29 protein-coding genes are annotated in these 23512 nt (G+C 56.0%); 3 read left to right on the top strand and 26 right to left on the bottom strand.

The features are described from left to right. Window positions 1-78: 78 nt before the first annotated feature. Genes GE107_RS07435 through GE107_RS07425 form a run of 3 tightly spaced genes read left to right on the top strand, consistent with a single transcriptional unit; the run spans window position 79 to window position 3754 of the window. Complete coding sequence (locus tag GE107_RS07435; RefSeq protein WP_370636298.1) at window positions 79-882, top strand: ABC transporter permease; 804 nt, start codon at window positions 79-81, stop codon at window positions 880-882. 22 nt (window positions 883-904) lie between these two features. After that, window positions 905-2176 (top strand): ABC transporter ATP-binding protein, encoded by a 1272-nt coding sequence (locus GE107_RS07430; RefSeq protein WP_219639066.1) that lies wholly within the window; start codon window positions 905-907, stop codon window positions 2174-2176. A gap of 18 nt (window positions 2177-2194) precedes the next feature. Continuing rightward, window positions 2195-3754, top strand: a complete 1560-nt coding sequence (locus GE107_RS07425; protein ID WP_219639065.1) for an RraA family protein — start codon at window positions 2195-2197, stop codon at window positions 3752-3754. Between the two features lie 219 nt (window positions 3755-3973). Here GE107_RS07425 and GE107_RS07420 read toward each other — a convergent pair whose 3' ends face one another. The 26 genes from GE107_RS07420 to GE107_RS07295 all read right to left on the bottom strand — a co-directional run bounded on the left by GE107_RS07420 (window position 3974) and on the right by GE107_RS07295 (window position 23511). Beyond that, complete coding sequence (locus GE107_RS07420; protein WP_219639064.1) at window positions 3974-4756, bottom strand: N-acetylmuramoyl-L-alanine amidase; 783 nt, start codon at window positions 4754-4756, stop codon at window positions 3974-3976. A 14-nt stretch (window positions 4757-4770) separates the two neighbouring features. Beyond that, window positions 4771-5841: a reverse transcriptase domain-containing protein gene (locus GE107_RS07415; protein WP_219639063.1), complete on the bottom strand. Its 1071-nt coding sequence runs from the start codon at window positions 5839-5841 to the stop codon at window positions 4771-4773. A gap of 295 nt (window positions 5842-6136) precedes the next feature. Further along, window positions 6137-6475: a diversity-generating retroelement protein Avd gene (gene avd / locus GE107_RS07410; RefSeq protein WP_219639062.1), complete on the bottom strand. Its 339-nt coding sequence runs from the start codon at window positions 6473-6475 to the stop codon at window positions 6137-6139. Between the two features lie 69 nt (window positions 6476-6544). Beyond that, complete coding sequence (locus tag GE107_RS07405) at window positions 6545-8023, bottom strand: hypothetical protein (RefSeq protein ID WP_219639061.1); 1479 nt, start codon at window positions 8021-8023, stop codon at window positions 6545-6547. A gap of 17 nt (window positions 8024-8040) precedes the next feature. Beyond that, window positions 8041-8397 carry a hypothetical protein gene (locus GE107_RS07400; protein WP_219639060.1) on the bottom strand — a complete coding sequence of 119 codons (357 nt, stop codon included), beginning with the start codon at window positions 8395-8397 and terminating at the stop codon, window positions 8041-8043. Window positions 8398-8411: 14 nt separating this feature from the next. After that, complete coding sequence (locus GE107_RS07395) at window positions 8412-8840, bottom strand: hypothetical protein (protein WP_219639059.1); 429 nt, start codon at window positions 8838-8840, stop codon at window positions 8412-8414. A 14-nt stretch (window positions 8841-8854) separates the two neighbouring features. Next, complete coding sequence (locus tag GE107_RS07390) at window positions 8855-9241, bottom strand: phage tail-collar fiber domain-containing protein (RefSeq protein WP_219639058.1); 387 nt, start codon at window positions 9239-9241, stop codon at window positions 8855-8857. After that, window positions 9242-10621: a phage tail protein gene (locus GE107_RS07385; RefSeq protein WP_219639057.1), complete on the bottom strand. Its 1380-nt coding sequence runs from the start codon at window positions 10619-10621 to the stop codon at window positions 9242-9244. Continuing rightward, window positions 10618-11766: a baseplate J/gp47 family protein gene (locus tag GE107_RS07380; protein ID WP_219639056.1), complete on the bottom strand. Its 1149-nt coding sequence runs from the start codon at window positions 11764-11766 to the stop codon at window positions 10618-10620. The genes GE107_RS07385 and GE107_RS07380 overlap by 4 nt, the downstream gene beginning before the upstream one ends. Before the next feature lie 2 nt (window positions 11767-11768). Beyond that, window positions 11769-12188, bottom strand: a complete 420-nt coding sequence (locus tag GE107_RS07375) for a GPW/gp25 family protein (protein ID WP_219639055.1) — start codon at window positions 12186-12188, stop codon at window positions 11769-11771. After that, complete coding sequence (locus GE107_RS07370) at window positions 12181-12480, bottom strand: hypothetical protein (protein ID WP_219639054.1); 300 nt, start codon at window positions 12478-12480, stop codon at window positions 12181-12183. The genes GE107_RS07375 and GE107_RS07370 overlap by 8 nt, the downstream gene beginning before the upstream one ends. Window positions 12481-12485: 5 nt before the next feature. After that, complete coding sequence (locus GE107_RS07365) at window positions 12486-13217, bottom strand: hypothetical protein (RefSeq protein WP_219639053.1); 732 nt, start codon at window positions 13215-13217, stop codon at window positions 12486-12488. Between the two features lie 5 nt (window positions 13218-13222). Beyond that, window positions 13223-13879, bottom strand: coding sequence for a LysM peptidoglycan-binding domain-containing protein (locus tag GE107_RS07360; protein WP_219639052.1), 657 nt, complete (start codon window positions 13877-13879; stop codon window positions 13223-13225). Window positions 13880-13883: 4 nt separating this feature from the next. Next, on the bottom strand, window positions 13884-16727 hold the full coding sequence (locus GE107_RS07355; RefSeq protein ID WP_219639051.1) for a hypothetical protein: 2844 nt from the start codon (window positions 16725-16727) through the stop codon (window positions 13884-13886). A 23-nt stretch (window positions 16728-16750) separates the two neighbouring features. Further along, window positions 16751-16957, bottom strand: a complete 207-nt coding sequence (locus tag GE107_RS07350) for a hypothetical protein (protein ID WP_219639050.1) — start codon at window positions 16955-16957, stop codon at window positions 16751-16753. A 5-nt stretch (window positions 16958-16962) separates the two neighbouring features. After that, window positions 16963-17310: a DUF6848 family protein gene (locus tag GE107_RS07345; protein ID WP_219639049.1), complete on the bottom strand. Its 348-nt coding sequence runs from the start codon at window positions 17308-17310 to the stop codon at window positions 16963-16965. Between the two features lie 17 nt (window positions 17311-17327). After that, on the bottom strand, window positions 17328-17759 hold the full coding sequence (locus GE107_RS07340) for a hypothetical protein (protein ID WP_219639048.1): 432 nt from the start codon (window positions 17757-17759) through the stop codon (window positions 17328-17330). Between the two features lie 13 nt (window positions 17760-17772). Beyond that, window positions 17773-19179 (bottom strand): DUF2586 domain-containing protein, encoded by a 1407-nt coding sequence (locus GE107_RS07335; protein ID WP_219639047.1) that lies wholly within the window; start codon window positions 19177-19179, stop codon window positions 17773-17775. 5 nt (window positions 19180-19184) lie between these two features. Continuing rightward, the gene (locus tag GE107_RS07330) at window positions 19185-19406 is read right to left on the bottom strand and encodes a hypothetical protein (protein ID WP_219639046.1); all 222 of its coding nucleotides are present in this window, start codon (window positions 19404-19406) and stop codon (window positions 19185-19187) included. Then, complete coding sequence (locus tag GE107_RS07325) at window positions 19403-19894, bottom strand: hypothetical protein (RefSeq protein ID WP_219639045.1); 492 nt, start codon at window positions 19892-19894, stop codon at window positions 19403-19405. Before GE107_RS07325 ends, GE107_RS07330 begins: the two co-directional genes overlap by 4 nt. Continuing rightward, window positions 19891-20430, bottom strand: coding sequence for a phage virion morphogenesis protein (locus tag GE107_RS07320; protein WP_219639044.1), 540 nt, complete (start codon window positions 20428-20430; stop codon window positions 19891-19893). Before GE107_RS07320 ends, GE107_RS07325 begins: the two co-directional genes overlap by 4 nt. Continuing rightward, window positions 20430-20858 carry a gp436 family protein gene (locus GE107_RS07315; protein WP_219639043.1) on the bottom strand — a complete coding sequence of 143 codons (429 nt, stop codon included), beginning with the start codon at window positions 20856-20858 and terminating at the stop codon, window positions 20430-20432. Before GE107_RS07315 ends, GE107_RS07320 begins: the two co-directional genes overlap by 1 nt. Before the next feature lie 134 nt (window positions 20859-20992). After that, window positions 20993-21244: a DUF7210 family protein gene (locus tag GE107_RS07310; RefSeq protein WP_219639042.1), complete on the bottom strand. Its 252-nt coding sequence runs from the start codon at window positions 21242-21244 to the stop codon at window positions 20993-20995. Between the two features lie 13 nt (window positions 21245-21257). Next, a complete protein-coding gene (locus GE107_RS07305) occupies window positions 21258-22172 on the bottom strand; it encodes a major capsid protein (protein WP_219639041.1) in 915 nt (304 codons plus the stop codon). A 22-nt stretch (window positions 22173-22194) separates the two neighbouring features. Then, on the bottom strand, window positions 22195-22548 hold the full coding sequence (locus tag GE107_RS07300; protein ID WP_219639040.1) for a capsid cement protein: 354 nt from the start codon (window positions 22546-22548) through the stop codon (window positions 22195-22197). A 15-nt stretch (window positions 22549-22563) separates the two neighbouring features. Continuing rightward, window positions 22564-23511, bottom strand: coding sequence for an ATP synthase subunit B family protein (locus GE107_RS07295; protein WP_219639039.1), 948 nt, complete (start codon window positions 23509-23511; stop codon window positions 22564-22566). Window position 23512 lies beyond the last annotated feature (1 nt).

Raw genomic sequence — 23512 nt, 5'->3', positions numbered from 1 at the left:
TATAAAGATATAAAGATTCGCGTATCTTTGATAAAATAATATCGTGGACGACAAAATACTTTTTTTTGGGGGATCAAGGTGGCTTCAATCACAAACTTTACTAAAGATATTATCCGTAATCGAAGATTGATCCTCTCCCTGGCGTGGAACGATATTAAGACCAAGTATGCAGGCTCCTACTTCGGAGTAGTCTGGGCATTCGTCCAACCTATCATGAGCATATTGGTGTATTGGTACGTTTTTCAATATGGATTGAAAGCAATGCCGGTCGACGATAACGTACCGTTCGCAATCTGGTTTATTACGGGACTTATCCCTTGGTTTTACTTTTCGGAAGCTTTATCCAGCGCAACGAACAGTTTTTATGAGTACAGCTATTTAGTCAAGAAAATCGTATTTAAAATCAGTATTTTGCCATTGGTTAAAGTAATTTCGGCGATATTTATACATATCGTTTTTGTTGGATTTTTAGTGATCATCTTTTTACTTTACGGATATAAATTAAACTTCTATGCTTTACAAATTATATACTATTCGTTTTGCATGTCTGTTCTAGTAACAGGCCTTAGCTTTGTTACTTCGGCCCTTATGGTTTTTTTTAAAGATCTCGGCCAGATCATATCTATATTTCTGCAATTAGGGATGTGGACGACGCCGATCATGTGGTCGTATAAGATCGTACTTCCACAATACCAATGGTTTATTGATTGGAATCCCATGTTTTATGTTGTAGAGGGATATCGAAAATCTTTGATTTATCATCAGTCGTTTTTCACACAAACAACCGAGTTGCAGAGATTCTGGTTGATTACCGGAATCGTATTTTTAGCGGGACTCATCATATTTAAACGGTTGAAACCTCATTTTTCTGAAGTACTATAAATCGACATGGGAGTTCTTAGAGATGAATCATAAAGATCATCCGGTAATCAAAATCAACCAATTAACAAAAATCTATAAAATTTTCGATGGACCCCTTGATCGTTTAAAAGAAGCACTTCATCCTTTTAAAAAAAAATACCACAAAAATTTTTCGGCGTTAAATTCTGTCTCGCTTGAAATTTATCGAGGGGAGACCATTGGGATCGTCGGAAAAAATGGTTCCGGCAAATCAACATTGCTCAAATTGATCACCGGAGTTCTGTCGCCTACTTCCGGTCAAATCATGGTTAATGGTAAAGTATCGGCTTTGTTGGAATTAGGAGCGGGCTTTAATCCTGAGTATACCGGAATGCAAAATGTATACTTGAACGGAACTTTGATGGGGTATACGAAAGAAGAGGTCGATGCAAAGGTTGACAGTATCTTGAAGTTTGCTGATATCGGCGACTTTATCTTTCAACCTGTCAAATCATATTCCAGTGGGATGTTCGCTAGGTTGGCATTTGCCGTAGCAATCAACGTTGAGCCGGATATATTGATTGTAGACGAAGCATTGAGCGTAGGGGACTTTGTATTCCAGAGCAAATGCTACATGAAGTTACAAGAAATGCAAAAAAGAGGAACCACGATTCTATTGGTATCCCACAGCAATCAACAAATTATAAATTATTGTACTCGCGCTATTCTACTTCATGAAGGGGCTGTAATCGAAGACTCGCACGAAGTAGAAAAAGTCATTTTTAAATACGAGGAATATATGAGAACCTCTCGCCGTCATGAAGGCGAAGATTCTCCATATGAGAAACCCGTAGAGATAGAATATACAGGCAATCAAACGAACGAATCCGTCGATGAACATAGATTTGGAAGTCATGATGCCTATATAAAACAAATCAATGTAACCCATCAGGCTGACGGGTGGCAAGATGCTGAGGTCTTGAAGTCAGGACATACTTGTTACTTCAAAATCGCTATTCATTCAAAAAAGGATATTGAAGCCGTCGTAATCGGACTTTCTTTTAAAGATGTAAACGGTATTGTGATCTGGGGAGATAACTCGATCGTGGCTGGTCAAAATATTTCGCTTCAAAGAGGCATGAATTACTTTAGCCTTGAGTTCAATCTCAATCTGGCAGCAGGAGAATACATGCTATTTCTCGGGTTGGCGGATATATCGGGTGCTGAAAGAGTCGAATTGGATCAAAGGTGGCCAGTCAAGAAGATTAGTATCGTCAGCTCACGTGGTATGGCTGAAGGATACGTCTATGCTCCGACTAAATTTATGGTTCTTTAACAAACAGGAGGACTTACTATGAAAGTAGTGGCTTTTTTGCCGGCAAAAGGTGAAAGTGAACGTATACAATCTAAAAACATGAAGCTTCTGAATGGGAAACCTCTTTTTCTCTATACGCTTGAAAAATTGATGGAATGTGATTTTCTCGATGAAGTGTACTTGGATACGGATAGTCAGGAAATGATGGAAATCGCGAGCCACACCGGTTGCAAAATCATGAAACGCGACCCCCGGTTTGCGACGAATAAAACGGACGGACACCAGTTGCTTTTGAATGAAGTCAATCATGCAGATGCCGATATTTATGTCCAAGTTTTATGCACAAGTCCCTTTATTCAGAAGGAAACAATCAAAAAAGCTATAGATCTACTCATAAAAGATCATAGCTATGATTCCGTCGTCCTTATCAAGAGAGATAAGCAATATACCTGGAATCAAGACAGCCCCAATTATGACAAGCATAAAATCCCAAATAGCGGTGATTTGCCGGACACCATAATCGAAACAATGGGGATGTATGTAATTCGCAAGGAAACCGCCATAGCGTATCAAAGGAGATACGGCGAGAACGTCTATTTATTAGAGGCATCACCCATCGAGTCTGTGGATGTAAATTATCCCAGCGAATTTGAACTTGCAAATCTGATTACCACGGGGCTGCACTCCAAGGAGGTACAGTACCTCCGGAATATAAAGAACTTTTTGTCAAGTCCTATGCTGTCTGATATCCTGGATGATTTGGGCATTAACGGCGTAGTTAGCGGATATACTCTGAATTTGGAAGACCGGAAAATAATGGGGAGAGCCAAAACGCTCAAACTCCGAGCGCTTAAAGAAGGAGAGGATTTCAGGGGGATATACGAAGCTCTGAAATCCTATTCTTCGATCGTTAACGGCGACATTATTGCAGTAGAGAACGAGTGTAACTCCTATGCCTATTTCGGTGAGTTAAATGCGAATTTAGCGATACGTTCCGGTGCATCTGGAGCCATCATTGGAGGAATGACAAGGGATAGCCGAGAAGTGAAGAGCTTGGATTTCCCTGTTTTTTCAAAAGGATATAACTGCCAGGATGTGAGGAAGCGGGCAATAGTAGAACATATGAATAAACAAATCTCGATTGAGGGAGTAACAGTTCAGCCTGGCGACCTTATATTCGGTGATAGGGACGGCATCGTAGTCATCCCTCGAAAGGATGAAAAGGAAGTTCTTAGAAGAGCTTGTGATACCATAAAAAAAGAGCGGGCTGTTCTCTTGGAGATCTTCGAAAATACGTGTGGCGTCGCATCGAATTTGCGAAAAAATCTCACGTTTTTTGCGAAAAGTAGTTTAGGGAGACTGTGTAGAAACAGGTCGGCGGAGCGGGTTGTCGTGCCCACTCCATCGACCTGTTTTGTTCGCATCATCGCCTATCTATCGGCGGTTACTTGTTTGATCTTCAGGGTGCCGTCAGCTTCGGCACTCGTGACTTCATACCAGCCTTCGAGGCCGGGTATCTGTACTTGTTCGCCAATCAGGTCTTCAGTTCCTGCTGGCGTCTTCTGGAGAGCTTGCATGACGTTCTTTGTCCCGCTGTGAAACCCGATCGCCGTCGCGGCCAAGAGCACGCCTCCAATCGCGCCTTCAGGTGTGGCTCCGATAAATATCAGGCCGAGCACGATGCCGAGAACAAGCGCCACAATCGGCAGGAAACGCTTATGCAATCCTGCCTGGCCGACGATCCACAGAATGAAGATCATGGCCGGGATCAGGGTCGCGTCGTAAATTCCGATGTCGATGTTCATGGATGACTCCCTCCTAGTTTTGTGAGATTTTTTGTTCCAGATATGTCACCGCGCGGTCCACGATGACGGCGGCATCCTCGCGGGTAATCGGCTTTCCGAATCCGAAGAAGTCGTCTGCCATACCGTTCATGATGCCCTTTGCGGCCAATCGTTCCGTCGCACCTTTGGCATAATGGCCGTCCGGTACGTCCTTGAACTTCCCACTGTTTTCCGGTTCAGGTGCAGGTGTTTGCGTCTTCTTCGATAGGCCGTACACCTTGACGATCCCGGCCACAATCGCATTTGCGCAATTACGTCGGTATGCGTCGCTTTTCAGGAGCTCTGCCTCTTCGCGGTTGGTCATGAAGCCGCACTCCGCGAGAATCGCGGTCATGTGAGTTTCACGCAGCATATGGAAGTTCTCCGCCTTAACGCCCCGATTTTTCCGGCCTGTTCCCATCACCAGATACTGCTGGATAGCTTCTGCGAGCTTAACAGCTTCCGCAGGGCGCGTCGTATAGACGAACGTCTCGATGCCTTGCGCGTCGTTCCAACCCTCCCCCATAGCGTTAGCATGGATGGAGACAAGCACATCCGCCTTCCAGGCGTTCGCTTTATCTGTCCGTTCTTTGAGCGGAACGTCACGGCTGCCGTCGTCCGCGTGGGTGAAGATCGTTTCCACTCCGATGTAGCCGCTCAAGCCATCGCGAACATATCGGGCGACTACGCTGTTGAATTGAAACTCCCGCATGGAATCGTCGGGGCAGCGTTTCCCCGGCGTGTCCGGCCCATGACCGGCGTCGATTGCTACTTTCATTTTCCGTTCACTCCTCACTCTTTGATTTGCCCAGTTCCCTGTGTCTTTGCGTATTGTTCGCCCTTGACGAGCGTATGTGTGGCGAATAGATGCTTGCGCAAGTTGTACGAGTTCGCATGCTTGACATGACCGATCCAGCTTTGCACCGTTCGCTCGATTTCCTCCAGTCCGATCGTTCCCTTGGCATATCCTCGTTGGAACTTTCGCATCTTCCGCTTCATGCGGATGACGCTGCTCTTTCGTACCAGGCGGTGCGTCCTCCAAGTGCGATACCCCAAGAAGTTGACGCCTTGTGATGCCGGGAAGATGGCCGTTTTCGGGTTCAGGCGCAGGCGCAAACGCCTGTTCAGGAATTGCTCGATGTCGTAATGAATGCGGTGCAGCTCCTGCTTGTCGTGATGGAGGACCACAAAGTCGTCCATATATCGAATGTAGTAGCCGATGCGGAGCGTCTCTTTGACGTAGTGATCAAGCTGGCTCAAGTAGATGTTCGCGAACAGCTGGCTGGTCAAATTGCCGACCGGAATGCCGACGCCGTTCTCCTCATCGCCTCGGACAATGTGCTGAAGCAGCTGCATCGTATCCCTGCACTTCAACTTTCGCCATAGAAGGCGGATCAGGATGCCGTGATCGATCGACGGGAAATACTTCGATATATCGGCCTTCAGCACATACACGCGCCCATTCCATTTCCGATCCGTTTCTCGAAGCCAGGACACCAGCCGTTCGGAACCGGCATGAATGCCTTTTCCCACGCGGCAGGCGTAGCTGTCATAAATGAACGTCGGCTCGAAGATCGGCTCGATGATGTTGTTTATGGCGTGCTGCACGACGCGATCCCGGAACGGCAAGGCTTTGATGTTCCGCATTTTCGGCTCATACACGACAAACTCTCGGTATGGGCTTGTGCGATACGTCTTCCAGATCAGCTCGTTCTGAAGAATGATCAGATTCTCCTCCAGGTTGCTGCTGAACTGCAAAACCTCGTGTCGGAAGCGTTTATTCTTTCGAGCCTTCAGGTAGGCGATGTGCAGGTTCTCAAAGTCATATATCTGCGGGTACAGCCCGCCGAATCGTCGCGGCATCTCGTCTCCTCCTTGTCCTTCCAGGACGTTCGATCCTACTTGCCCCGGTCGGACGGTTCATATATTTGCCTGTCGCTGGTGCGCCAGGACGGGACCAGAATCCCAAGTCAAGCGCACAGCCTGAAACGGTTCCCACCGCAGGATCGGGCGCATTGATGACTTGCAGGCGCGGAAGCCGATGTTCGTGTTCGTGTTCGACGGCAGATTGTTCAAGTTGAGCGCGAAGACCCCGGCATTCGAGCCATTGTTCCAGTTGCCGCCGCGAAGAGCCGCCTAGATTCTGGCCCCAAGTTTCTCATCTGCTGAACTTCCTCAACCAGCCGCCGAGCAAGCGACCGACTTCCGCGATCTGCTTGCCCAGGTGCTCGTACTTCTTGATGTCAATGAACCCCAAGTCTTTCGCGAGACGGATCAAGAATTTCAGCTTTTCTAAATCCGTGTCGATTTGATAGAGAATCGGCGCTTTGTTCTTCTGACGGTTGGCCTGGATAATGTTCTTCTGGATGTCCAGCATCGTATTTTGAATTTGCTGCCCCAGCGTGAACCGTTGTTGCTTCGGGAACCGGTTCACGACCGGGTAAGCGTACAAGATCAGATCGTACATCTTCTGGTAAATGACCAATTCGTGCGTCACGCTGCGTTTTCTCCTCTAGCTTCTTTTTGCGCCAAAACTTCAGATAACAGATTTTCAGAAAACCAGATTTCAGATTGACTTGCAGGCGCGGAAGCCGATGCTCGTGTACGTGATCGACGGCAGATTGTTCAAGTTGAGCGCGAAGACCCCGGCAGGCGAGCCATCGTTCCAGTTGCCGCCGCGAAGAGCCGCCCGCTGTTTGTATGCTCGCCACCAGTAACCATGAAGATTTTTATAATTGCTGTTACCGCCGGAGCTGACCGAATTGGGAAGCGCGAGCGCCTTCAGTTCGGCGTCGATCGAGAGCAGGTCGAGTTTCGCTTGACCATACTGGCCGTAATCGCCGGTGGCCGTCACGTTGTAGTTGAAGCTCGTATTCACCGTGGCGAACCCTTTGCCCGCGCTGGCCGCTGCCGCTGTCGTGCCGTTCGCACCGCGTGTGCAGCCGGTCAAGTTGGCCCCGTCGTTGCCGGTGTACGTGATTTGCTCGTTGTCGATCTGAATCGTGCCTGAGCTCGGAAGGTTCGGTCCCTTGTAATTGTCCGGGTACACATACGGAATCGTCGTTTGAGCCGCCGTAATGTTCGCGGACAACTTCGCCGCCGATCCGCCCGGAGGCGCGATGCAGTAACGCAGCTTGAGCGTGACCGTGGCGTTGTTGGCCGCTGCCGCTGCCGTCGTCCCGTTATACCCGCGCGTGCAGCCAATCAATGCGCCGGTGCCGTCGCCGTTGTCCAGGAACGACGTATATTTGATGTCCTCGTTGCCGATCGTGACAACCCCGGAAGCAGGCCACGCCGGATATTCGATGTCTTTCAGCGCGATCGTGCTGTCGGCGGCGGTGATACCGTCGGCGTCGTTGATCTTCGCGGTCTTTGCATGAGCATATACGCCGTCTTCGATCAGTAGGTCCACCCATTCCCAGACATTGCCGACAATATCGAAAATTCCGTTCGCTTGGCCGTTGTGGCTCCAAGAGGACGGTCCCGTCCCCGTAAGCGTCCTGCTCATAATCTGTCCGGCATATTGTGGCGCGATCGGGTCTTTAATGCCGAAGTTTTCCCACGAGTTCGCGTCGCGGTGATCGCGGCCATAGCTTGTGTTCCCTTTCAAGTCAGGGTTCAGCAGCCAGGACAGATAGGCGATCGCAGCCCATTCCTTCGGGCCGATCAGGCGGCAGGCTTCGCCATTGATCACGCGATTTGCGCAGGCCGTCTTTGCATTGTTCCAGTCGATGTCCGTCCACGGTACGACGCCCGCCTGCGATACGGCGGCGACCAAACCGGGAGCGTTGGAGTTCGTCGCTCCGCGACTTTTCGATGTTGCATCCGGCTGGCTGCATTGGTATTTGTCCACCCAGAAGCCGCCCATTTCAATGCCATTCAGTTCCGGCTGGGGAAGACCTGCTGTTTTGAACTTCGGCACGTACACCATCGTGGAGATGGCATTCGTACCCGACCCGTCGGACTTGCTGTTATGGATGAAATGTTTCTCCCGCGTACCGGCGAGGATTTGATCTCGTAATTGCGCTAAACTTAAACCAGGCATTTTGATTCCTCCTCAATTCATTCTGGAAAAGCCCAAACGCTGACGGTGACATCTTCCGCCACGTTCAGCGGCTGCTTCTGACTGACGACGATCGGCATGTCGTTGTCATCCCGTTCATCCGTCTCCACCATCACGATTTCGCGCGGCGGCACATGGGCCTCGGCGAGCTGCCAGAAGTGCCCTTGCGTGTCGTCGGTGCTCAAGCTGCCATCCGCATCGAGGTAAAGGCGGAAGCATTGACCTTCCCATTCGTTGAGACTGAACGCGCCACCCTGGCACTTGATGCTGTCGCCGAACGTAAACGGTGCGACGACGAGCTTGTCATCTTCCTCGGTGATCGTGGCCGGTCGCCCTTCATTGACCATCTGTAACATGGGCCGATTCCTCCTTAATCCTTGAAAATTTGATAATCGAACGCGCCTCGGAAGTCGCCGGAGTTGAAGATCGTCATCGTGTTCGACGATTTGACGACCCACACTTCCCCGAGTGCGCCGTCCGGGTTGGCCGTCGGCGTGATCGACACGCGGAAGTTCGTCGTGCCGAGATTGTGGGTGATCGTGGTGCCGGTTGCACCGCCGAAGTTACCCGTGCCGGACTGAAGCGCCAGGCGAATCGATTGGAGGTTTGCCAGCAGTGAGGCTTTGCCTTCGCGTGCCGCTTGCACTTCCGCGTTGATTGCATCAGCCAGCGTTTTGAGAAAGACCGTGTTGTTCAGCAGTGCCTGGTGCACTTCGTTGTAGACCGTATAGACGACGGGCGTCTGCGCGTCGTATTCGGTCACGGTAGGGCTGAACGTGTTCGTACCATTGAGTGGCATCGGGGATTCCCTCCTTAAAAGTCTTCATCCCAGGTGAACGTGAATTCATCCTCGGGTTCTTTCTTCTTGGCTCCGAACGTCTTGATCGCGACAACCTTTCCGTTCTGATCGATGAGCGCCTGCTCGGTGAGCACTACGCCGTTCAGCGTTCCCTTCGGGATCACGACTTTGTATTGCACCGTCGTGTCGTTGATCAGCGTGGCCGAAGCGATCGGGTACCGAGCAACTTCGGTTTCCAGAGCGGTCGCCGTCTCCGAAGGCTTGACCGGTGTCAGCACATCACCCGGAGCATGGCCGCCGGTGCCGAACGCGATGTGCGTGATTTTCGGCAGCGCGATCTGCCCGATCCGGGCTTTCGCCATGTCCTTCCTGGCTTGCAGCATGGTAACTTGATAGCTCATTCAGATGGCCCTCCTTTCGATGACATAATCATTTCGTCTCACAATTAGCGCGGCATTGTTGTGCCTTACGACCGAGAGTCTCATCTTCGCCGAGCCGTCCATACGCCATCTGCCGCCCAACTGGCGACGACCGTCCATCGTTTCGGCATAGGCCAGATGCGTCGCGATCGGACGCATGCGAGCTGCTCCATTCATGAGCAGAGCGCCATTCATCAGCTGATCGTTCGACATCTTGTTCTGGCCGTCCATGTAGCGCAAGTGCTGGCCGGTCATGAACAGAATGCCGTCTCCCATGTGCCCGGCTGCTCCGCCGCTCGTGGCGGTCGCAAATGCGCTGCGGACTTTGTATGCAAGGCCGTCCACTCGCATGTCTTGCTTCATGCCGTCCATGCCCAGCGCGCCGTTCATGCGGGGCGCGTGATATGGTTCGCTCACGCCCGCTCTGAAGGCGGAGTCTTGCTGCCGGTGCACGAGGTTGATCGCCGTATCGGTGCTCGATTGGACAGACGCTGCCGCCGAATGGATGATGTGCGGCTGTGCCGACATCGTAAGCTGGCCGTTCATGCGATGCTTCCGATCGTGCAGGGCGAATATTTGACGGTCATTCTCGGCGAACGTCGAGATGCTGTCCGATCCTTTTGCGAAGGCATTTCGCATATCGATCGAGCCGTCCATCACCCGGCGGTCGTTCATCCGGTAGCCCTGGGGCCGGTTGAGCAGGTACGCGGGGGAGAGGATCGCACTTTCCCCGGAGCTGCGCAGCGTATAATCCGTCAGGGCGGCGAAGGTGAAGATGAACGCATAGAGCTTCGATTCGATCGGTTTCGCCTTGTTGATCATATGGAGCAGCCGGTCGCGATCGCGTTCCAGGAGTGCTTCGTCGCTGGCGTTCAGGTAGACGAGGAACTGCGACCACTTGGACAAGTAATCGACGTTTGCGCCTTCCTCCTTCGCTGTCATCGACTGCGTTCCGTCCATGAGCAGCTGTCCGTCCTGGAGATGGAACTTGTACTTCTCGCGGTACAGCGGATAAATCTCGGCTGCCGGGTACCCGAGCGATTCCAGGACGCGCTTCATGCCGGGCATGGTTCCGCCTTCGCGGTACAGATCGTAGGCGGCCAGCAGGCGCTTGCGGTAACTCTCGTCGCTTTCTCCGGCCAAGCGCGGCATCTTGCGATCGATGCCGTGCAGATCGAGCGCCCGGCCTTCCGATGTCATGATGAACTTCAGTTCCCGCACCCGGAAGGTCGCTTGCTTGGCGTCGTCCAACATGCCGCCGATCACGCCGGTGAGCTTCGTGATGTCCATATCCGCTTTGCGCGGCAGTTTCTTGAATATTCCGTGCGCCCAGGCGAAGAGATCGTCAGCGAACTTCCTCATACCCGATCCGCCTCCTGAACGTCAATCTGCACCGTTCCGAGCACCGCCACCTGCCTGCGGGTGATTGTCACCGATCCGACAGGCTGAAGCACGTCCACACGGACGACGCTCGCCGCGCTGCGCAGGTTGGAGTAGAGCATCGAGCTGTCAAACGGATAACGCGGATCGATGCGCAGGATGCCGTCGTTGATACTCGTTGCGCCATATCGGAACGTCTCCTGGATGCGGAGGTTCGCTTCCGTCTCGATCGCCTCGGGCGTGGCGTACTCGGGATCGTAGTACAGCACGACGTGGACATCGATCTCGACGGGTTCAGCGGCAAACGCCCGAATGTCGCCGATGATCGATCCCTTTTCGTCGATCAGCTGCTGCGCTTCCTGGACGATCGATTCCGATGGCACACCGGCGACGCTGGAGATGATGATGTCCGCCGTGCCTTCGCCTCTCGGATGGTCATCCTCGATATGCACGGCCACGACGCCGTTGATCGATTCCACCAGCGAGCGGTAATAGTCGCGAATGCCGCCGGTGGACAGCTGTTCCCAGCGGTTAAGCGTCCGGGCCCGAAGGTCTTCGTCCGTTTCTTCGTCCGTCCCTTCGCGGTCAAGCCAGTCGTCCCGGTTCTCGATGGTCACGTAAGGAATGAACGTCAGCAAGTTGCGGATCGTCCCGCTGGCGGCGTTGTATGCGGCCCCGGCGGCTTCGGCTTCGATCGCGCCTTCCGCCTCCGCGACGCCGACTGCCAGCACGACGTTCTCCTTCAGGTAGTACCGGCGCTCGTTGCCTTCCAGATCGGGGTCGGTCGAGAAGATCGCCCCTGCTGGAATGGTGATGCGCTGACTTGTATTGCTGCGCACGAACGTAATCGTGCCGGTTGTTTTGGTGGCCTGCTTCCGGAAGACGCCATACTCCCGCGCCGCGACATCGAGCCATTTGCCGGTCGCCGAGTGTACGAACATTTGCTGGACGATGACTGGCAGCAATCCGTACAGAGCGGCGAGCGCCCGGAAGAACAGCGCCAGCAGCGTGTAGAACACACCGCCCTTGCGCAAAAGACGCGCCGGGAACTGCTGATCGCGGAGCTGCTGCTTCGCTTCTTCCATGAGCTCGTCTTCGGTTTTGGCTTGGATCAAGTCTTCATCCATGTTCATTCACTCCTTACCACGCGAACGCCGTCCACGGTAATCTGCACCGTCAGCTCCGCCGATTCGATCCCGTCCGGCGTCTGAACGCTGAACGATACGCTGAAGTCAATCTCCCGCAGCGTCCACGAATCGGCCCGAACGTCCACGCTCCCCGGAACGACGAAGGAGTGTCGCTGCACGACTTCCTCCACGTCCTGGATCAGCTCTTGCCTGGACAGTTCGGTGTTCTCCCGTTGCAGGTACAGGATCAGGCGGGTGCCGTATGTCTCATCGAGCGGATACGATCCGAGAACCGTCTCCAGCTCGTGCTTGACATCCTGCAAGTACGCCGCCTTTCCCGTCACCAGCTGCACGTCGCCGTCAGCGGATGCCTTGAAATTCCCCTCATCGTCCAGGTAAATGTCCGCCCAATCGTCAATCATCGTTTAACACCTCGTCGATGTAGGGGAGGGCAGGGTCACCGTAGTAAAAACCGACGCGGACCTTGCCTCCAACCCGGACTGTCATCCCGAACGGCATCGGCACGTTCGGCAACGGCGGAAAGGACGGGTGAGGGGTACCGTCCGCCGCCAACACCTGAAGGTCGCAGCCGGTCGGTTTCGTGTCGATCACGACCGCCTTCATCATGTGCCGAGCCGGGCTCAAGAGCTCGGGAAACTCTTTTTCGATGATGATTTTGACCGCTTCTTTGAACGTGTCCAATTCGTCCGGCATGAGAATCACTCGCTTTCTAACTTGTAATAGATTTCGGAGCGCAGCTTCTCGTCCTGGATGAAGTGATGCACCGTCTCCACCAGCGCGATCCCGTTCGCCCGAGGGTGCGAGATCGTGATGTACTGCGAGTGATCCAAGCCTGGAACGAACACCGTTCGGAACATGCCGATCGCGCCGTCGGCTATCAGTTCGAGGATGTTCTCTCCGTATTGGAACAGAAACATCTGGTCCGGCTTTTCGAGCGGCTGCCACACAAACACGTCTCGCGTGTCGAAGTAAGGCGCGAAGTCGATGCTCCAGTACGGATTGATGCGTTGCCGGATCATGTCATGCACGTTCAGGTTTGCAACGACCTGATCCTTCGGTCCGAACACTTGCGAAGCAATCGAAAACGCCTCGATTCCGGCCAGCTTCAGCCCGAACCGGATCATGTCCTGGGGTGTCGCCTGCAAGAAGGTTTGCATGACCTTCGTTTGCAGCAGTTTTGTCATGCTGTCTTTGGCGACGATCCACTCCTGATCCGGGCGGCTGACCTCGCCGGTGAACACCCTGGCGACGTTCTTCTCGTCGTACCCGATGTCGATCTCGACGATGGCCCCCTGGGGCGTGTCGATCTCCACTTCGTCCTTGAAAAGGAAGGAGGCATATCCTGCCGGGTCTTTGCGGGATCGCCACACATCGAGCGCCTTCAGACCGCTTGAGACGACCACGTTCCCGATGCGGATTTGCTGGAACATTACCGTCACCTCACTTTCGGCGCGTCGGCGTCATCCACCGCTGCGGACGAAGCGGCGAGCCTTGTCGGGCTGCTGCTGGCCCCTGGGATCGTGAGACGCTGGCCGGTATAGATCAGGTTGACGTTGGCGATGTTGTTGGCCTTCGCGATGGCATCGACCGTCGTGCCGAACTGCCTTGCGATGGCCGAAAGCGTATCACCTTTCTTGACGACGTACTGTTGGCCGCCGCCGGAGGCTGCCGCCACCTTTTGGACCGAGACGGTCGTCGATTCGGTCGCCTGGAATTCCAGACTGACGGCGATGATGTCGTTCGTGTTGGTGTCCTGGCTGCGGAGCCGTAGCATCATCACCTGGCCGATGCCGCGCGCCTTGGCATGGCTGGATACGAACTTGTACGTCTGCGGCTTTTTCTGGGACGGGGAAGCACGGAACACCTTTTGAATGATGGCGAGCTTCGCTTCTGCCGTCCCGTTGTCGTCGTTCAGCAGCTTCAGGTTCAGCCGGATCGTGGCCGGGTTGTAGCTGTAATTAACGACCTTTTTACCGCCTTTGAGCTCCTCTTCGTCGGAACGAATGTCGCCCGTGATTTCCATCCCATCGTAAACACCAGGGAGGAGCGTATCGCCGACTTTGATTTGCTCGTCTTCCAATCGAATATCCATACGCTCACTCCCTGTGCTGTTCGATAAATCGCTTCAGATCGTCGAAGAAGTTGCGGCGCTCGCGTTCGCTGCCGCCGTGATAATGCAATTCGATCGTCGGGCCTTTCTGGCCGTTTTTCTCACGAATCGTCTCACGAACGGTCGTGCTTTCGCGGAATACTTCCTTCACGTCCACCCGGTTCGGGCGCATTCCTGGCGACGGAGCTGCCGGGAACGGCGCGTCATCCGTGTCGGGAACGCCTGGAAACGGGGCTGGTGAAGGGAAACCGCCGGATACTCCGCCGCCGCCTGGGATCGCTGGTACCGGCATCGGCTGGATGCCGAAGGTCAGCGATCCGGCTGCCGCTTGCAGCCATTCGGCCCCGCGACGGAAGCCGGAGACGATCATGCCCGCAAGGTCTGTGAACTGATGTTTCAGCGTTTGTGTGAAGCTCGCCGCGACACTCAGCTCCTGGATGTCGGTCGGCACAGTTTCCGCCATGAAGCGGACGGGGTACGTCCGATCGAGCTCCACGCCGTCCATCATCCGATAAGCTGCGGCGCGCAGCTGTCCTGCGCCCTTGTCCACGCCTTCCGCGATCGTGCCCGGTATTTTCGAGCCCGAATACGTCAGATCGGAGAGAGGTCCGGTCTTCGCATCGGAGAACGGTAGCAGCTCGCGGACCTTGCCGAAGATGTTTTTCACCGCTTCGACCGGTGCCGTCGCCACCGACTTGATGCCGTCCACCAGCGTGTTGATGATCGCTTTGCCACTTTCAAAGAGCCACGATCCGAATCCGCCGATGAAGGTCTTGATACCTTCCCAGACGCCGGTGACAATACCCACGACGCCATCCCAAGCGCCTTGCCAGTCACCGGTGAAGATCGCCAGCGCCGTCTTGATGATGCCCGAGATGACCGCCCAGGCGATCATGATAATGCTCTTAATTGTTGTCCATATGAACTGGATCGTCGCTGCGATGAAGTTGAATCCGTTGATGATGATCGACTTCAGGATTTCGAGCGCCGCCATGACATAAGGTCCGATCGCAGCCCAAACCCACTGTATAAAGGTGAACACACCCGCGATGATTTGCTGCACATACGGCCATATCGCCAGCGCCCACGTCAGCACCGCATTGAACGCCTGGACTACGCTCGTCACCACGTTCGTAATGATCGGTACGACCGCCTGATAAATCGCCAGGAAGACTTCGCCGACGAAGGCGAGCACCGGCGGCAGATACGTCGTCACCGCCCGGTATATTGCGGCCACCGCCGCGAGCACGACCGGAAACACCGTCTGGAACAAGCGCCCGAGTGTGACGGCCAGCGGCTGTACCGCATCCCAGATGTCACGGAACGCTTTGACGCCGGTTGCGAGCAGCTGCGTCAGGATCGGTCTTGCAACTTCCCATATCCGCGCCATCATTCCGCTCACGTCTCGGAAAATTCTCGTGACGATCGGCAGCACGTTGGTCTGGATGTAGGCGAAGGCTTCAACAATCGCGTCCCGGATCACCGGCCAGTACGTGACGGCCTGCTGCCTGATCCAGCCGAACGCTTGCATCGCTTGATCGGCAAACTGCCGCAGAGCGGACACCGCCCGACTGACCCAGGCTTGCGTGCCATCCGATTGCCACCAGGTTTTCAGAGTGTCGAACCAACCGAGCAGCACTTTTTTCGTGCCCTCGATGCCGCCGTTCAGCTTGATCAGCCAGCCGATCAAGAGGCCGACGGCGAGGATGATCCAGCCGATCGGGTTAGTTAGCATCGCCGCCGACAGCAGCCGCATGGCGACCGTCGCCACCATCGTGTACGTCCTCATCACACCGAGAGCGGTCGCGACCGCGCCGATTGCGATAGCGATGCCTTGAACGAAGGGGCGAATGCTCTGCCAGTTGTCCCGCAGGAAACTGAAGATCGGGGCCGCCACCTTCTGCACGGCTTGGAAGCCGGTGCGGACGAGCCCTGCCGCATAAGCCACTTCATTCGCAACGATCGCTCCGGCTCGGTGTACGTTGCCGATGAACCGGTCGATCGCGCCACTGTCTTGCAGTCGGTCCAGTACGCCCAAGAAGGAGCCAAGTCCTTCCTTCAGCTTGTCAAAGAGCGGAGCGCCAAGCCTTCGTCCGAGCGTGCCCATGAAGTCCTGGGCGTTGGAGATCATGCCCTTGAACGACTTACTTTGCATCTCCATGCCGCCTTTGAACCGGTCTTCCATCAGGGCGAACAAGGCATCGTTGAAGGCTTGCATATCGGTGATCTGGCCCTTGTTGTTGATCGGGTTCGATCCCATCAGCTTCGCTTGGTCTTCGATCATGCCTTTGGTGATCCCGAACTCCTTCAGGCGCTCCAGCTCACCGGTCTGCGCATCGGCAACGGCCTCCACGGCTTGCATCAGGTCTTTGCCCATGACGGACGCCATGTCGCCGACGATGCCGAGCGTCTTCTGCGCATTGATGCCGTAGGCGGACATCCGCGTCGTCGCCTCGACGATCTGCGGAATCTCGAACGGGGTTTTCGCGGCGAATTGCTGCGCCCATTCCAGCGTTTTGACGGCTTCTTCCTCGCTCTTCAGCACGACAGACAAGGTGTTTTTGTACTGTTCCATGTCTGCGTTTGCGCCGACTAGCCAACTAAACCCCTTCTTGACGGCAGCGAACCCGCCGAGCGCGACTGCAAGTCCGCTCAATGTCGATCGAAGGCTGGAGCCGGTCCGCTCGAACGACTTGGAGGCCCGTTCAAGCTCGCCCATGTCACCGCGAAGGTTGTCAATCGACCGACCGGCTTTCATCGCTTCCGGCGTTACTTTATCGACCATGTTCATGATGACGGACAACTTGAAGAGCGAGCTTAAACCGCCCATATATGCGCCCCTTTCGCGCGCCGTCATTTTTCCTTACCGCTGCCGAAGGCCATTGCGATCGCAGCGGCGTGGATTTTGATTTCCCGGTCCTCATACCATAACGACTTTGCATAGAACTCGGAGAAGTCCTCTAGTTCTAGATTGTCGGGAGCTTCCGGGAAGTATTTGCGGATCAGCAGGTGCCCGGCTTCGAGGAAGTTGGAATCGATCTCCTCGAAGCGCTCGGACACCGCTTCTATAACTTTTTTAAGCTGGTGGCCGCGCTTGCTCCGACAAGCTCCATCAGGCGACTGGCGGTGTTAAACGGCAGCCCCGGAAACTCGTCGGCTGCCTGACGCAGCTCTTCTTCCTGCTCGGGAATGATGCAGGAGAACGTGAGATTTTTCATCGCCATGTCCGGCTTGGAGTTGAGCTCCTTCGTAAACCGGGAAATGTCGCTCGACTTCGGGCGGGTGAAGTAGAAGACGAACTCGGCTTCGTCGCCACTCTCGTATTCCAGCCCTTCGATGCGAATTTCGTACACGCGCCCATATTTTTGCTTCAGCTCTTCCTTGTTGATCGGTGCTTTGGCTGCTTTGCTCATGGATCGTTACCCTCCTGTCAAATTGCGCGAACGCCGTCGCGGATGATTTGGCCGGTCACAAGGATTTCGAGCTCGACTTCGAGCTTCGTGTCGCCTTGTGCCCCTTTGTTGGACGTTTTCGTGAACTTGCAGCCCCGGATTTCGTCCGTCCGTGTGCGCTCGCCGTCATTGGCGTATGAAACGGTGATCGGGAAGAGCGGCAGCCGGTACAGCGGCTTGCCCTGGCCGCGCGCGTAATCCAACAGCTTGTTGAACTCATCGCGCAGAAGGGTGATCTTGGCGCTAGCCGTATAGTTGCCGTTACCGTAACCGAGCGGAGCCGCGCCTTTGCCATACGCCAGCTCGGCGGACAGCTCGTCGTCGTAGTCGATTCCGGAGATGGCGATCGCCACGCCGTAAGGCAGGCCGACGCTGATCGATTCCCAATCGTACACCTTGCCGTTAATCATGCAGCTTCCTCCTTTAGCTTAAATTCGGATTTTGCAGCTTCAGCCGAACCGTGATCCACTTCATGATCGGGATCGGCACGACGGCCAGATCGATGTCCAGGCTGCGCGTCGAGAAGATGTCCTGCCCTTCCGGGATGGAAAGGGTGAAGTCGCTGATCTCCGGCGCTCCAGCGGACATCATTTGACCGGAAAGCGGTGCGGCCAGATTGGCGATCAAGTTGTCGAGTCCGTCTTCGTCCGCTTCGCTTTGCACGAACCGGACGCTGGCCTGGCGAACGAGCCGTGCCGCCTTGTCCACGGTCCGGCGTACTTCGACGAACTCGAAGTCGGAACCGGCATTCGCCATCATCCGGCCATTCGTGATATAGAAGCCGGAGAGCCCCTCAAACGTGCGGGCCGTGATGTAACCGGCGTCGTCGAGCGCTTTGATATGGCTGTTGTCCATGCCTTCCATGAGCGCCGTCACGTTCGTGAGCGGGAAGCTCATCACCTTGCCCGGCGATTCGCTGACACGGGCGCGTGCCAGAATCCCGGCATACACACCTGCGAGATTCGTCCACCGGACGCTGCCGTCCAGCGCCGCGACCTGCACGATCGGGGCGACGACGGACACGCGGTCGCTGACGAAGCTCTGGCGGGCAGTAATCAGGGCTTGCACCCACTGATCGACCGTTTCGCCCTCATCGGGCCGCTGCGCTTCGCAGATGAAGTGGATCGGCTTGTGGTTCTCTTCCAGCGCCACCGCGTCAGAAGCGCACATCGCCCACAGGGAGCTGTCGCTCTCGCCGACGACGTGGATGTACTCGTAATTCAGCGAGTTGTTTTTGACCACGTTCATCGCGGCCAAAAAGTCGGCATTACTCATTTGCGGCGCGGTCGTCTCGAAGCGGTATTCGTCGCCCTCGACGAAGTTGTCGGTCGTCGGAGGCGTCGGTGACGTGAAATTCAGCGTCAGGCCAGTGTCCGGCAAGGCGATCGTGCCGTTGCTCGGAATCGTGCGGACCGGTCCGAACGTGCTGCCGTCCAGCGAGAGCTGATACTGCGCCGCGTTGGCCGCGCCCGACTTCACGATCTTTACGATCACGTCGTACCGGTTGTTCGGCGTGCCGGTTACATTCAGCACTCTGCCGCCGGTGCCGGTTTTCGTCACCGCGCCGACCGTACCCGCGACGCTGGCCGCTGCCGGGATGACGATGATGTCACGAGCGCCAAGCTGCATGGAATCCAGCAGCGCGCGGACAAGCTCGCCGGTCCCGAACGTGGATGCGATCTTGCTCGGGTCGGAAACCCGGTATATTTGGTTCGGCGTGCCCAGCGAGCAAACACCGATTTTCAGATGGACGCCGCCAGCCGCGTCGTGTGATGCGCCGAGGCCGCCGTCCTGGATGACGACTTTCGCGTCAGGAAGTCCTGTCGGCATCCCGTTCACCATCCTTTCTTATCAGGCCGCACGGGCTTCTTCAGGAAGCTTTCGACGGCCTTTTCATACTCTTTTTGCGTGCATTCGTAGCCTTCCGCCCAGCCGCTTGCAGCGAGGAGGCCGACGAAAAGCGTCTGGCCGGTGCCCAGGGCATCCCGCCATTCTTCGATCGGCCTTTGTTCCGCTGCCGGTTTCGGGTCGGACGCCGGTTTCGTTTTTTCACTCATGGGCTTGTCTCCTCCACCGTAATGTTGTTGATCCGAACCTGCTCGATCTTGCCGAGCTCGCGGTCGGTATAGATGCCCCATTCAAATTCGATGAACACCGTGGCCGCCGCGCGGTCCTTTTGGTCGGGAATCCATTCGATTTCCTTCGGCCTAAGCGGCGTATAATTGCCCTGGCCGTCGTCGATCCCGTCCGGCAGCTCGGCAAGCAGCAACCGAATCCAGGCATCGACCTTTTCCTCGTCTCGGTCGAAGATGGTCACTTCGATCGGCGTGATCCGCCTAAATCGCTTCGATCGGAGGAAGCGCCGCCCGGCGTTCTCGAACTTGGCCGCCTTCCGGTGATCGGGCTCCAGCTTCTCGCGGGCGGTCAGGATGATCGCCGAAGGGGAAGCCCGAACGCGGTCGAAGGCGTCTTCGTCGCGGAAAATCTGCTTGATTCCGCCGGTTTGCAAAGTCGTTTCGATGAGATTTTTTGCCGTGTGGATCATTGGACACGCTCCCGAATGAACTCCTGGATGAGCTCCTTGATGTCGGCTTCCTCGCTGCTGGATACGCCGAGGAAAGGACGGGCCGGGATTTCGACCTTTTTTCCTCGCCCGGCTTTGCCGCCGAGCTGCTGGATCGCTGCCTGCACGAGGTTCGTGCCGATGGCTGCGCCTTCGCCGGTCGCCTTCGTAGCGATCGAGCGCATCAGTCGCCCGGTATCCTTCAGCGGCTTACCGCTGGCGACGATCCGCTCGGCTCGTTTCGACACTTTGCCGCGCTTCGTCCGATACCCGCTGGAACCGTCCTTTCGTCTGGTCCTGCGCATGGCGCGGGCGATGAGCGTAGCAGGGGAAAGCGGCTCCCAGGACTCACCTTCCGGCGATCGCTCCGTCTCGAACCGCTCCTTCGAGCCTTCAGCGACGATCTGCGCGATTTGCGCGTTCAGCATCCGCAGCTCGCTTTTGGAGAGGTTCAGATCGCGGAGCGTCTCGAACAGCCGGGACCAGTCACCCTCGACACGAACGCCCTCGGCAGCCATCAGTCGTACATCCTCCGAAAATCCTCGCCGTACACCTTGCGGCGGGCGTAGGTGCGAATGCCGCTTTCATTGGCCGAGAGTTTCACTTCGTCTGCCGCGATCTTTTCCAGCAGTTTGATCGCGTCCCGGTACCGGCGCGTGAACACGTTGTCCTCATCGTTGTAGTGACGAGTGAACAGGTTGTAGATCGCAATGTCCGCCGTCAGCTTGTTCACGATTTTCGGAACGGGGGAGAGAGGGACGGGGTAGCGCATCGCGATGTACGTGTTCACAACCGCCGTCGCCGCGTCGATCGCGCTGTTCGCGTTGCCCTCATGGATGATTTCCTGTCCGTTCTCATCGACCGCCGGATTGTCCCGGTCGTTCGTCAGCTCGATCAGTTTCGACTTGTCGATCTGGCCGAGCAGGTCGTCGATTGTGCAGTACATTGTCGATGTTCACTCCCTTCAACCTTCCAGCACGTTCGGAAACCGCGTTATAACGCGTGATAACGCCCCTGTCCGGCTCGGTGAGTCCTTTTATACCCCCAAGCCGTCAGAATCGAAAATAGAGCGTCTGGACGTTATTCTTTCGGCGGGTCGTTCTCGCCGTCTTTCGGATCGTCCGTGCCTTCCTTCGTCTTACCGCCGGAGCCGGAGTTCTTGCCCCCGGACTTCGGCTTTTCCAGCGCTTCGATTGCGCCGAGATCGAGCAGGCGCTCCGCCTCGGCTTCGGTCAGCTCGACCGTCTGGCCGGGCTTGACCTTCTCGTCGTTATGCCGCAGCTGGCGCAAAGCCTTGTAGGATGCCGTCGTTTGCTTTTCCTTGTCCGCCATGACCTAGCCCTCCTTATACCGCACCGGTGATGAGGAAGCCCGCGTCCTTGGATGTGAGCTCCACACCGTACACATCGGCAACGTGGATGATGTTCGACTTGACCGTCTCGTCGCGGTACTTCGACGTTTGCGGGCGGCCACGCTTGCGCATCGTGTAGCCGTAGCTCGGCACCCAGATGTCGGCGGAGCTCTCCGGCACGTAAGCCAGGACGAGGTTTTTGCCCCATACGTCTTTCATCGTGCCGTCGCGATCCGCGTACACCGCCTTGCCGACGACGACTTTCTTCACGTCGAAGATTTCGGCAAGAATGTCCGTCGTCGCGATCCCCTTCATCGAATACTTGATCTTTTCGATGATCTGCGGGTGATTCTTCAGCACTTCGTACACGGACGCGCCGATCTCCAGCACGTTCGGATACAGGCCGATCTTGCTGCGAATGGTCGATCGTCCGTCGCCGATCACATCGATCGGCTTGCTGGCCGGATCGGTGAATACGGCGGTGCCCGAAAGGGCTTCGACGTGACCGGCGGAATAGTTGGCCGGGTTTTGCGCGGCATCCGCCTGGTCCTTCTCCATCTTCAGCCGGATGTTGTCGGTCAGCATCTTCGTGCGGCTCATTTCGAGCTTCAGCACTTCCGCTGCTTCCTCCAACTCGCGGTCGTCGATCGGCGCTTCGAGCGCTTCTTCCTCCAGGGAGTAGGGCACCGTCGTCGCGTCCATCTCGATGCGGTTCGTCTTGCTGCGGATCGCGCGGCGCGTGTTGTAGATGCGGAACGCCTCCGCGCCCCATTTCGGGATTTTGCCTTGCTCCTTGTCCACCGGCACGACCGGGAACAAGTTTTCACCGATGTACTCGGCGTTCTTGTAGCCGATGGCCACGTTGGTGAGGATCGGGTCCACGATCCTCGTCTTCTCTAATCCGGGCATGGTTTAGCCTCCTTTAGGTTGGTTATGCCTTGGCATACGGTGCGCCGATCAGCACTTCGACCGGCTGGTCGAGAGCTGCGGCTTCCAGGGCGACGCCGTTGATGACGTTGCCTGCGGCTGCCGGAACCGCCCGGCCTTGCGCGTCGCTGGTGACAGGATCTCCGGCGTTGATGGCAGCCCCTGCAACGACCGGGGCCGTGCCGCCGGTGACGACCGTCAGCGCTGCGCCAGCAGCTGCGGCGGCGGTCAGCGAAACGCCGATCGCGGCGGCTCCGGCTCCGGCCTGTGCTCCGGCTGCGGTGACGAAACGGTATTCGCCGACCGCGGCGGAAGCGATCCGGGTGATCGTATGACCGGGATTATATTGCGTGTTCATGGCCGCTTGCCCTCCTTACGCCCGAGAAACGGCGATGACCGCTTCTTCGTAGCTCACTTTGTTTTTCTCCGCGAAGTCGCGGGCCTTTTTGTCGAGCTCCAGCCGATCTTCATCGACCTGCTCGTTCGGGCCGACCGCAAAGTCGGCGGTCTTGCTGCCGCTCGCCTGGTTCTTCGCGAACTCGGTGAACAGCGCGTCCTTGTCCGGCAGATTGCCGACAAACGACCGGAAGAACTGATACGGCGATTGCTTCACCGCTTTGCCTTCCGCCGAGAACTCGACCGTCTCCTCGTCAGGCAGCTGCTGCATGAATTCGGCCAGGCCGGTCCGCAGCGCCGGAGGGAGCTTCGTCTTGTGCTCGTCGATCAGAGCGTGGATGTCGCGCTCGCGCTCCAGCTGCTTGCGGGACCGTTCGCGCTCGGCGGCGAAGTCGGCCTCCATTTGCTTCTTGAGCTTCTCACGCTCGGCGGCGAACTCTTTTTCAAGCTCGGCCCGCACTTCTTTTTTGATGTCATCCTTGTTGTCCGGCATCTTCTTGGCCTCCTTGTTTTCACCTGAAAATTCCAGGTCGATTTGTATGCCTTCACGGTCCTCCTGGGAGAACTCGATGGGCTTCAGTCCTTCCACCGCCGGGGCGGCTGCGCCGAGGAACCCGACGTGCCGCAGCGTCCATCCATTGTCCGTCTTGCGCAAGCGGACGGACACTTTCTTGTAACGCCCGGCGTTGACCGCCTCCGAAAATTCGGGCACCACCTGGCGGAACGATGCCAGCAGCTTGTCGCCTTCGCGCTTCAGGGCGGACACCCAGCCGAAGGCCGGATCGTCCTGCTTCGGATGCCCGATGACGATCGGCGCCTCGAACTTGTTCGGGTCGTAGTTGTCCACGACTTGCTGAATGTCGTCTTCGGTAAAGTCACCTTGCGGCTCATAGCGCCCGGCGCGGAACACTTCATACCATTTCATC

This window comes from Cohnella sp. CFH 77786, assembly GCF_019400745.1.
GTDB lineage: Bacteria > Bacillota > Bacilli > Paenibacillales > Paenibacillaceae > Cohnella.
This window is presented reverse-complemented; position numbering and strand designations above follow the sequence as displayed.

Coding starts and splice junctions, on each gene's coding strand:
- GE107_RS07430 (WP_219639066.1), top strand. CDS start 905: ATGAATCATAAAGATCATCCGGTAATCAAAATCAACCAATTAACAAAA.
- GE107_RS07425 (WP_219639065.1), top strand. CDS start 2,195: ATGAAAGTAGTGGCTTTTTTGCCGGCAAAAGGTGAAAGTGAACGTATA.
- GE107_RS07420 (WP_219639064.1), bottom strand. CDS start 4,756: ATGAAAGTAGCAATCGACGCCGGTCATGGGCCGGACACGCCGGGGAAA.
- GE107_RS07415 (WP_219639063.1), bottom strand. CDS start 5,841: ATGCCGCGACGATTCGGCGGGCTGTACCCGCAGATATATGACTTTGAG.
- GE107_RS07405 (WP_219639061.1), bottom strand. CDS start 8,023: ATGCCTGGTTTAAGTTTAGCGCAATTACGAGATCAAATCCTCGCCGGT.
- GE107_RS07400 (WP_219639060.1), bottom strand. CDS start 8,397: ATGTTACAGATGGTCAATGAAGGGCGACCGGCCACGATCACCGAGGAA.
- GE107_RS07395 (WP_219639059.1), bottom strand. CDS start 8,840: ATGCCACTCAATGGTACGAACACGTTCAGCCCTACCGTGACCGAATAC.
- GE107_RS07390 (WP_219639058.1), bottom strand. CDS start 9,241: ATGAGCTATCAAGTTACCATGCTGCAAGCCAGGAAGGACATGGCGAAA.
- GE107_RS07385 (WP_219639057.1), bottom strand. CDS start 10,621: ATGAGGAAGTTCGCTGACGATCTCTTCGCCTGGGCGCACGGAATATTC.
- GE107_RS07380 (WP_219639056.1), bottom strand. CDS start 11,766: ATGGATGAAGACTTGATCCAAGCCAAAACCGAAGACGAGCTCATGGAA.
- GE107_RS07375 (WP_219639055.1), bottom strand. CDS start 12,188: ATGATTGACGATTGGGCGGACATTTACCTGGACGATGAGGGGAATTTC.
- GE107_RS07370 (WP_219639054.1), bottom strand. CDS start 12,480: ATGCCGGACGAATTGGACACGTTCAAAGAAGCGGTCAAAATCATCATC.
- GE107_RS07365 (WP_219639053.1), bottom strand. CDS start 13,217: ATGTTCCAGCAAATCCGCATCGGGAACGTGGTCGTCTCAAGCGGTCTG.
- GE107_RS07360 (WP_219639052.1), bottom strand. CDS start 13,879: ATGGATATTCGATTGGAAGACGAGCAAATCAAAGTCGGCGATACGCTC.
- GE107_RS07355 (WP_219639051.1), bottom strand. CDS start 16,727: ATGGGCGGTTTAAGCTCGCTCTTCAAGTTGTCCGTCATCATGAACATG.
- GE107_RS07345 (WP_219639049.1), bottom strand. CDS start 17,310: ATGAGCAAAGCAGCCAAAGCACCGATCAACAAGGAAGAGCTGAAGCAA.
- GE107_RS07340 (WP_219639048.1), bottom strand. CDS start 17,759: ATGATTAACGGCAAGGTGTACGATTGGGAATCGATCAGCGTCGGCCTG.
- GE107_RS07335 (WP_219639047.1), bottom strand. CDS start 19,179: ATGCCGACAGGACTTCCTGACGCGAAAGTCGTCATCCAGGACGGCGGC.
- GE107_RS07330 (WP_219639046.1), bottom strand. CDS start 19,406: ATGAGTGAAAAAACGAAACCGGCGTCCGACCCGAAACCGGCAGCGGAA.
- GE107_RS07325 (WP_219639045.1), bottom strand. CDS start 19,894: ATGATCCACACGGCAAAAAATCTCATCGAAACGACTTTGCAAACCGGC.
- GE107_RS07320 (WP_219639044.1), bottom strand. CDS start 20,430: ATGGCTGCCGAGGGCGTTCGTGTCGAGGGTGACTGGTCCCGGCTGTTC.
- GE107_RS07315 (WP_219639043.1), bottom strand. CDS start 20,858: ATGTACTGCACAATCGACGACCTGCTCGGCCAGATCGACAAGTCGAAA.
- GE107_RS07310 (WP_219639042.1), bottom strand. CDS start 21,244: ATGGCGGACAAGGAAAAGCAAACGACGGCATCCTACAAGGCTTTGCGC.
- GE107_RS07305 (WP_219639041.1), bottom strand. CDS start 22,172: ATGCCCGGATTAGAGAAGACGAGGATCGTGGACCCGATCCTCACCAAC.
- GE107_RS07300 (WP_219639040.1), bottom strand. CDS start 22,548: ATGAACACGCAATATAATCCCGGTCATACGATCACCCGGATCGCTTCC.
- GE107_RS07295 (WP_219639039.1), bottom strand. CDS start 23,511: ATGAAATGGTATGAAGTGTTCCGCGCCGGGCGCTATGAGCCGCAAGGT.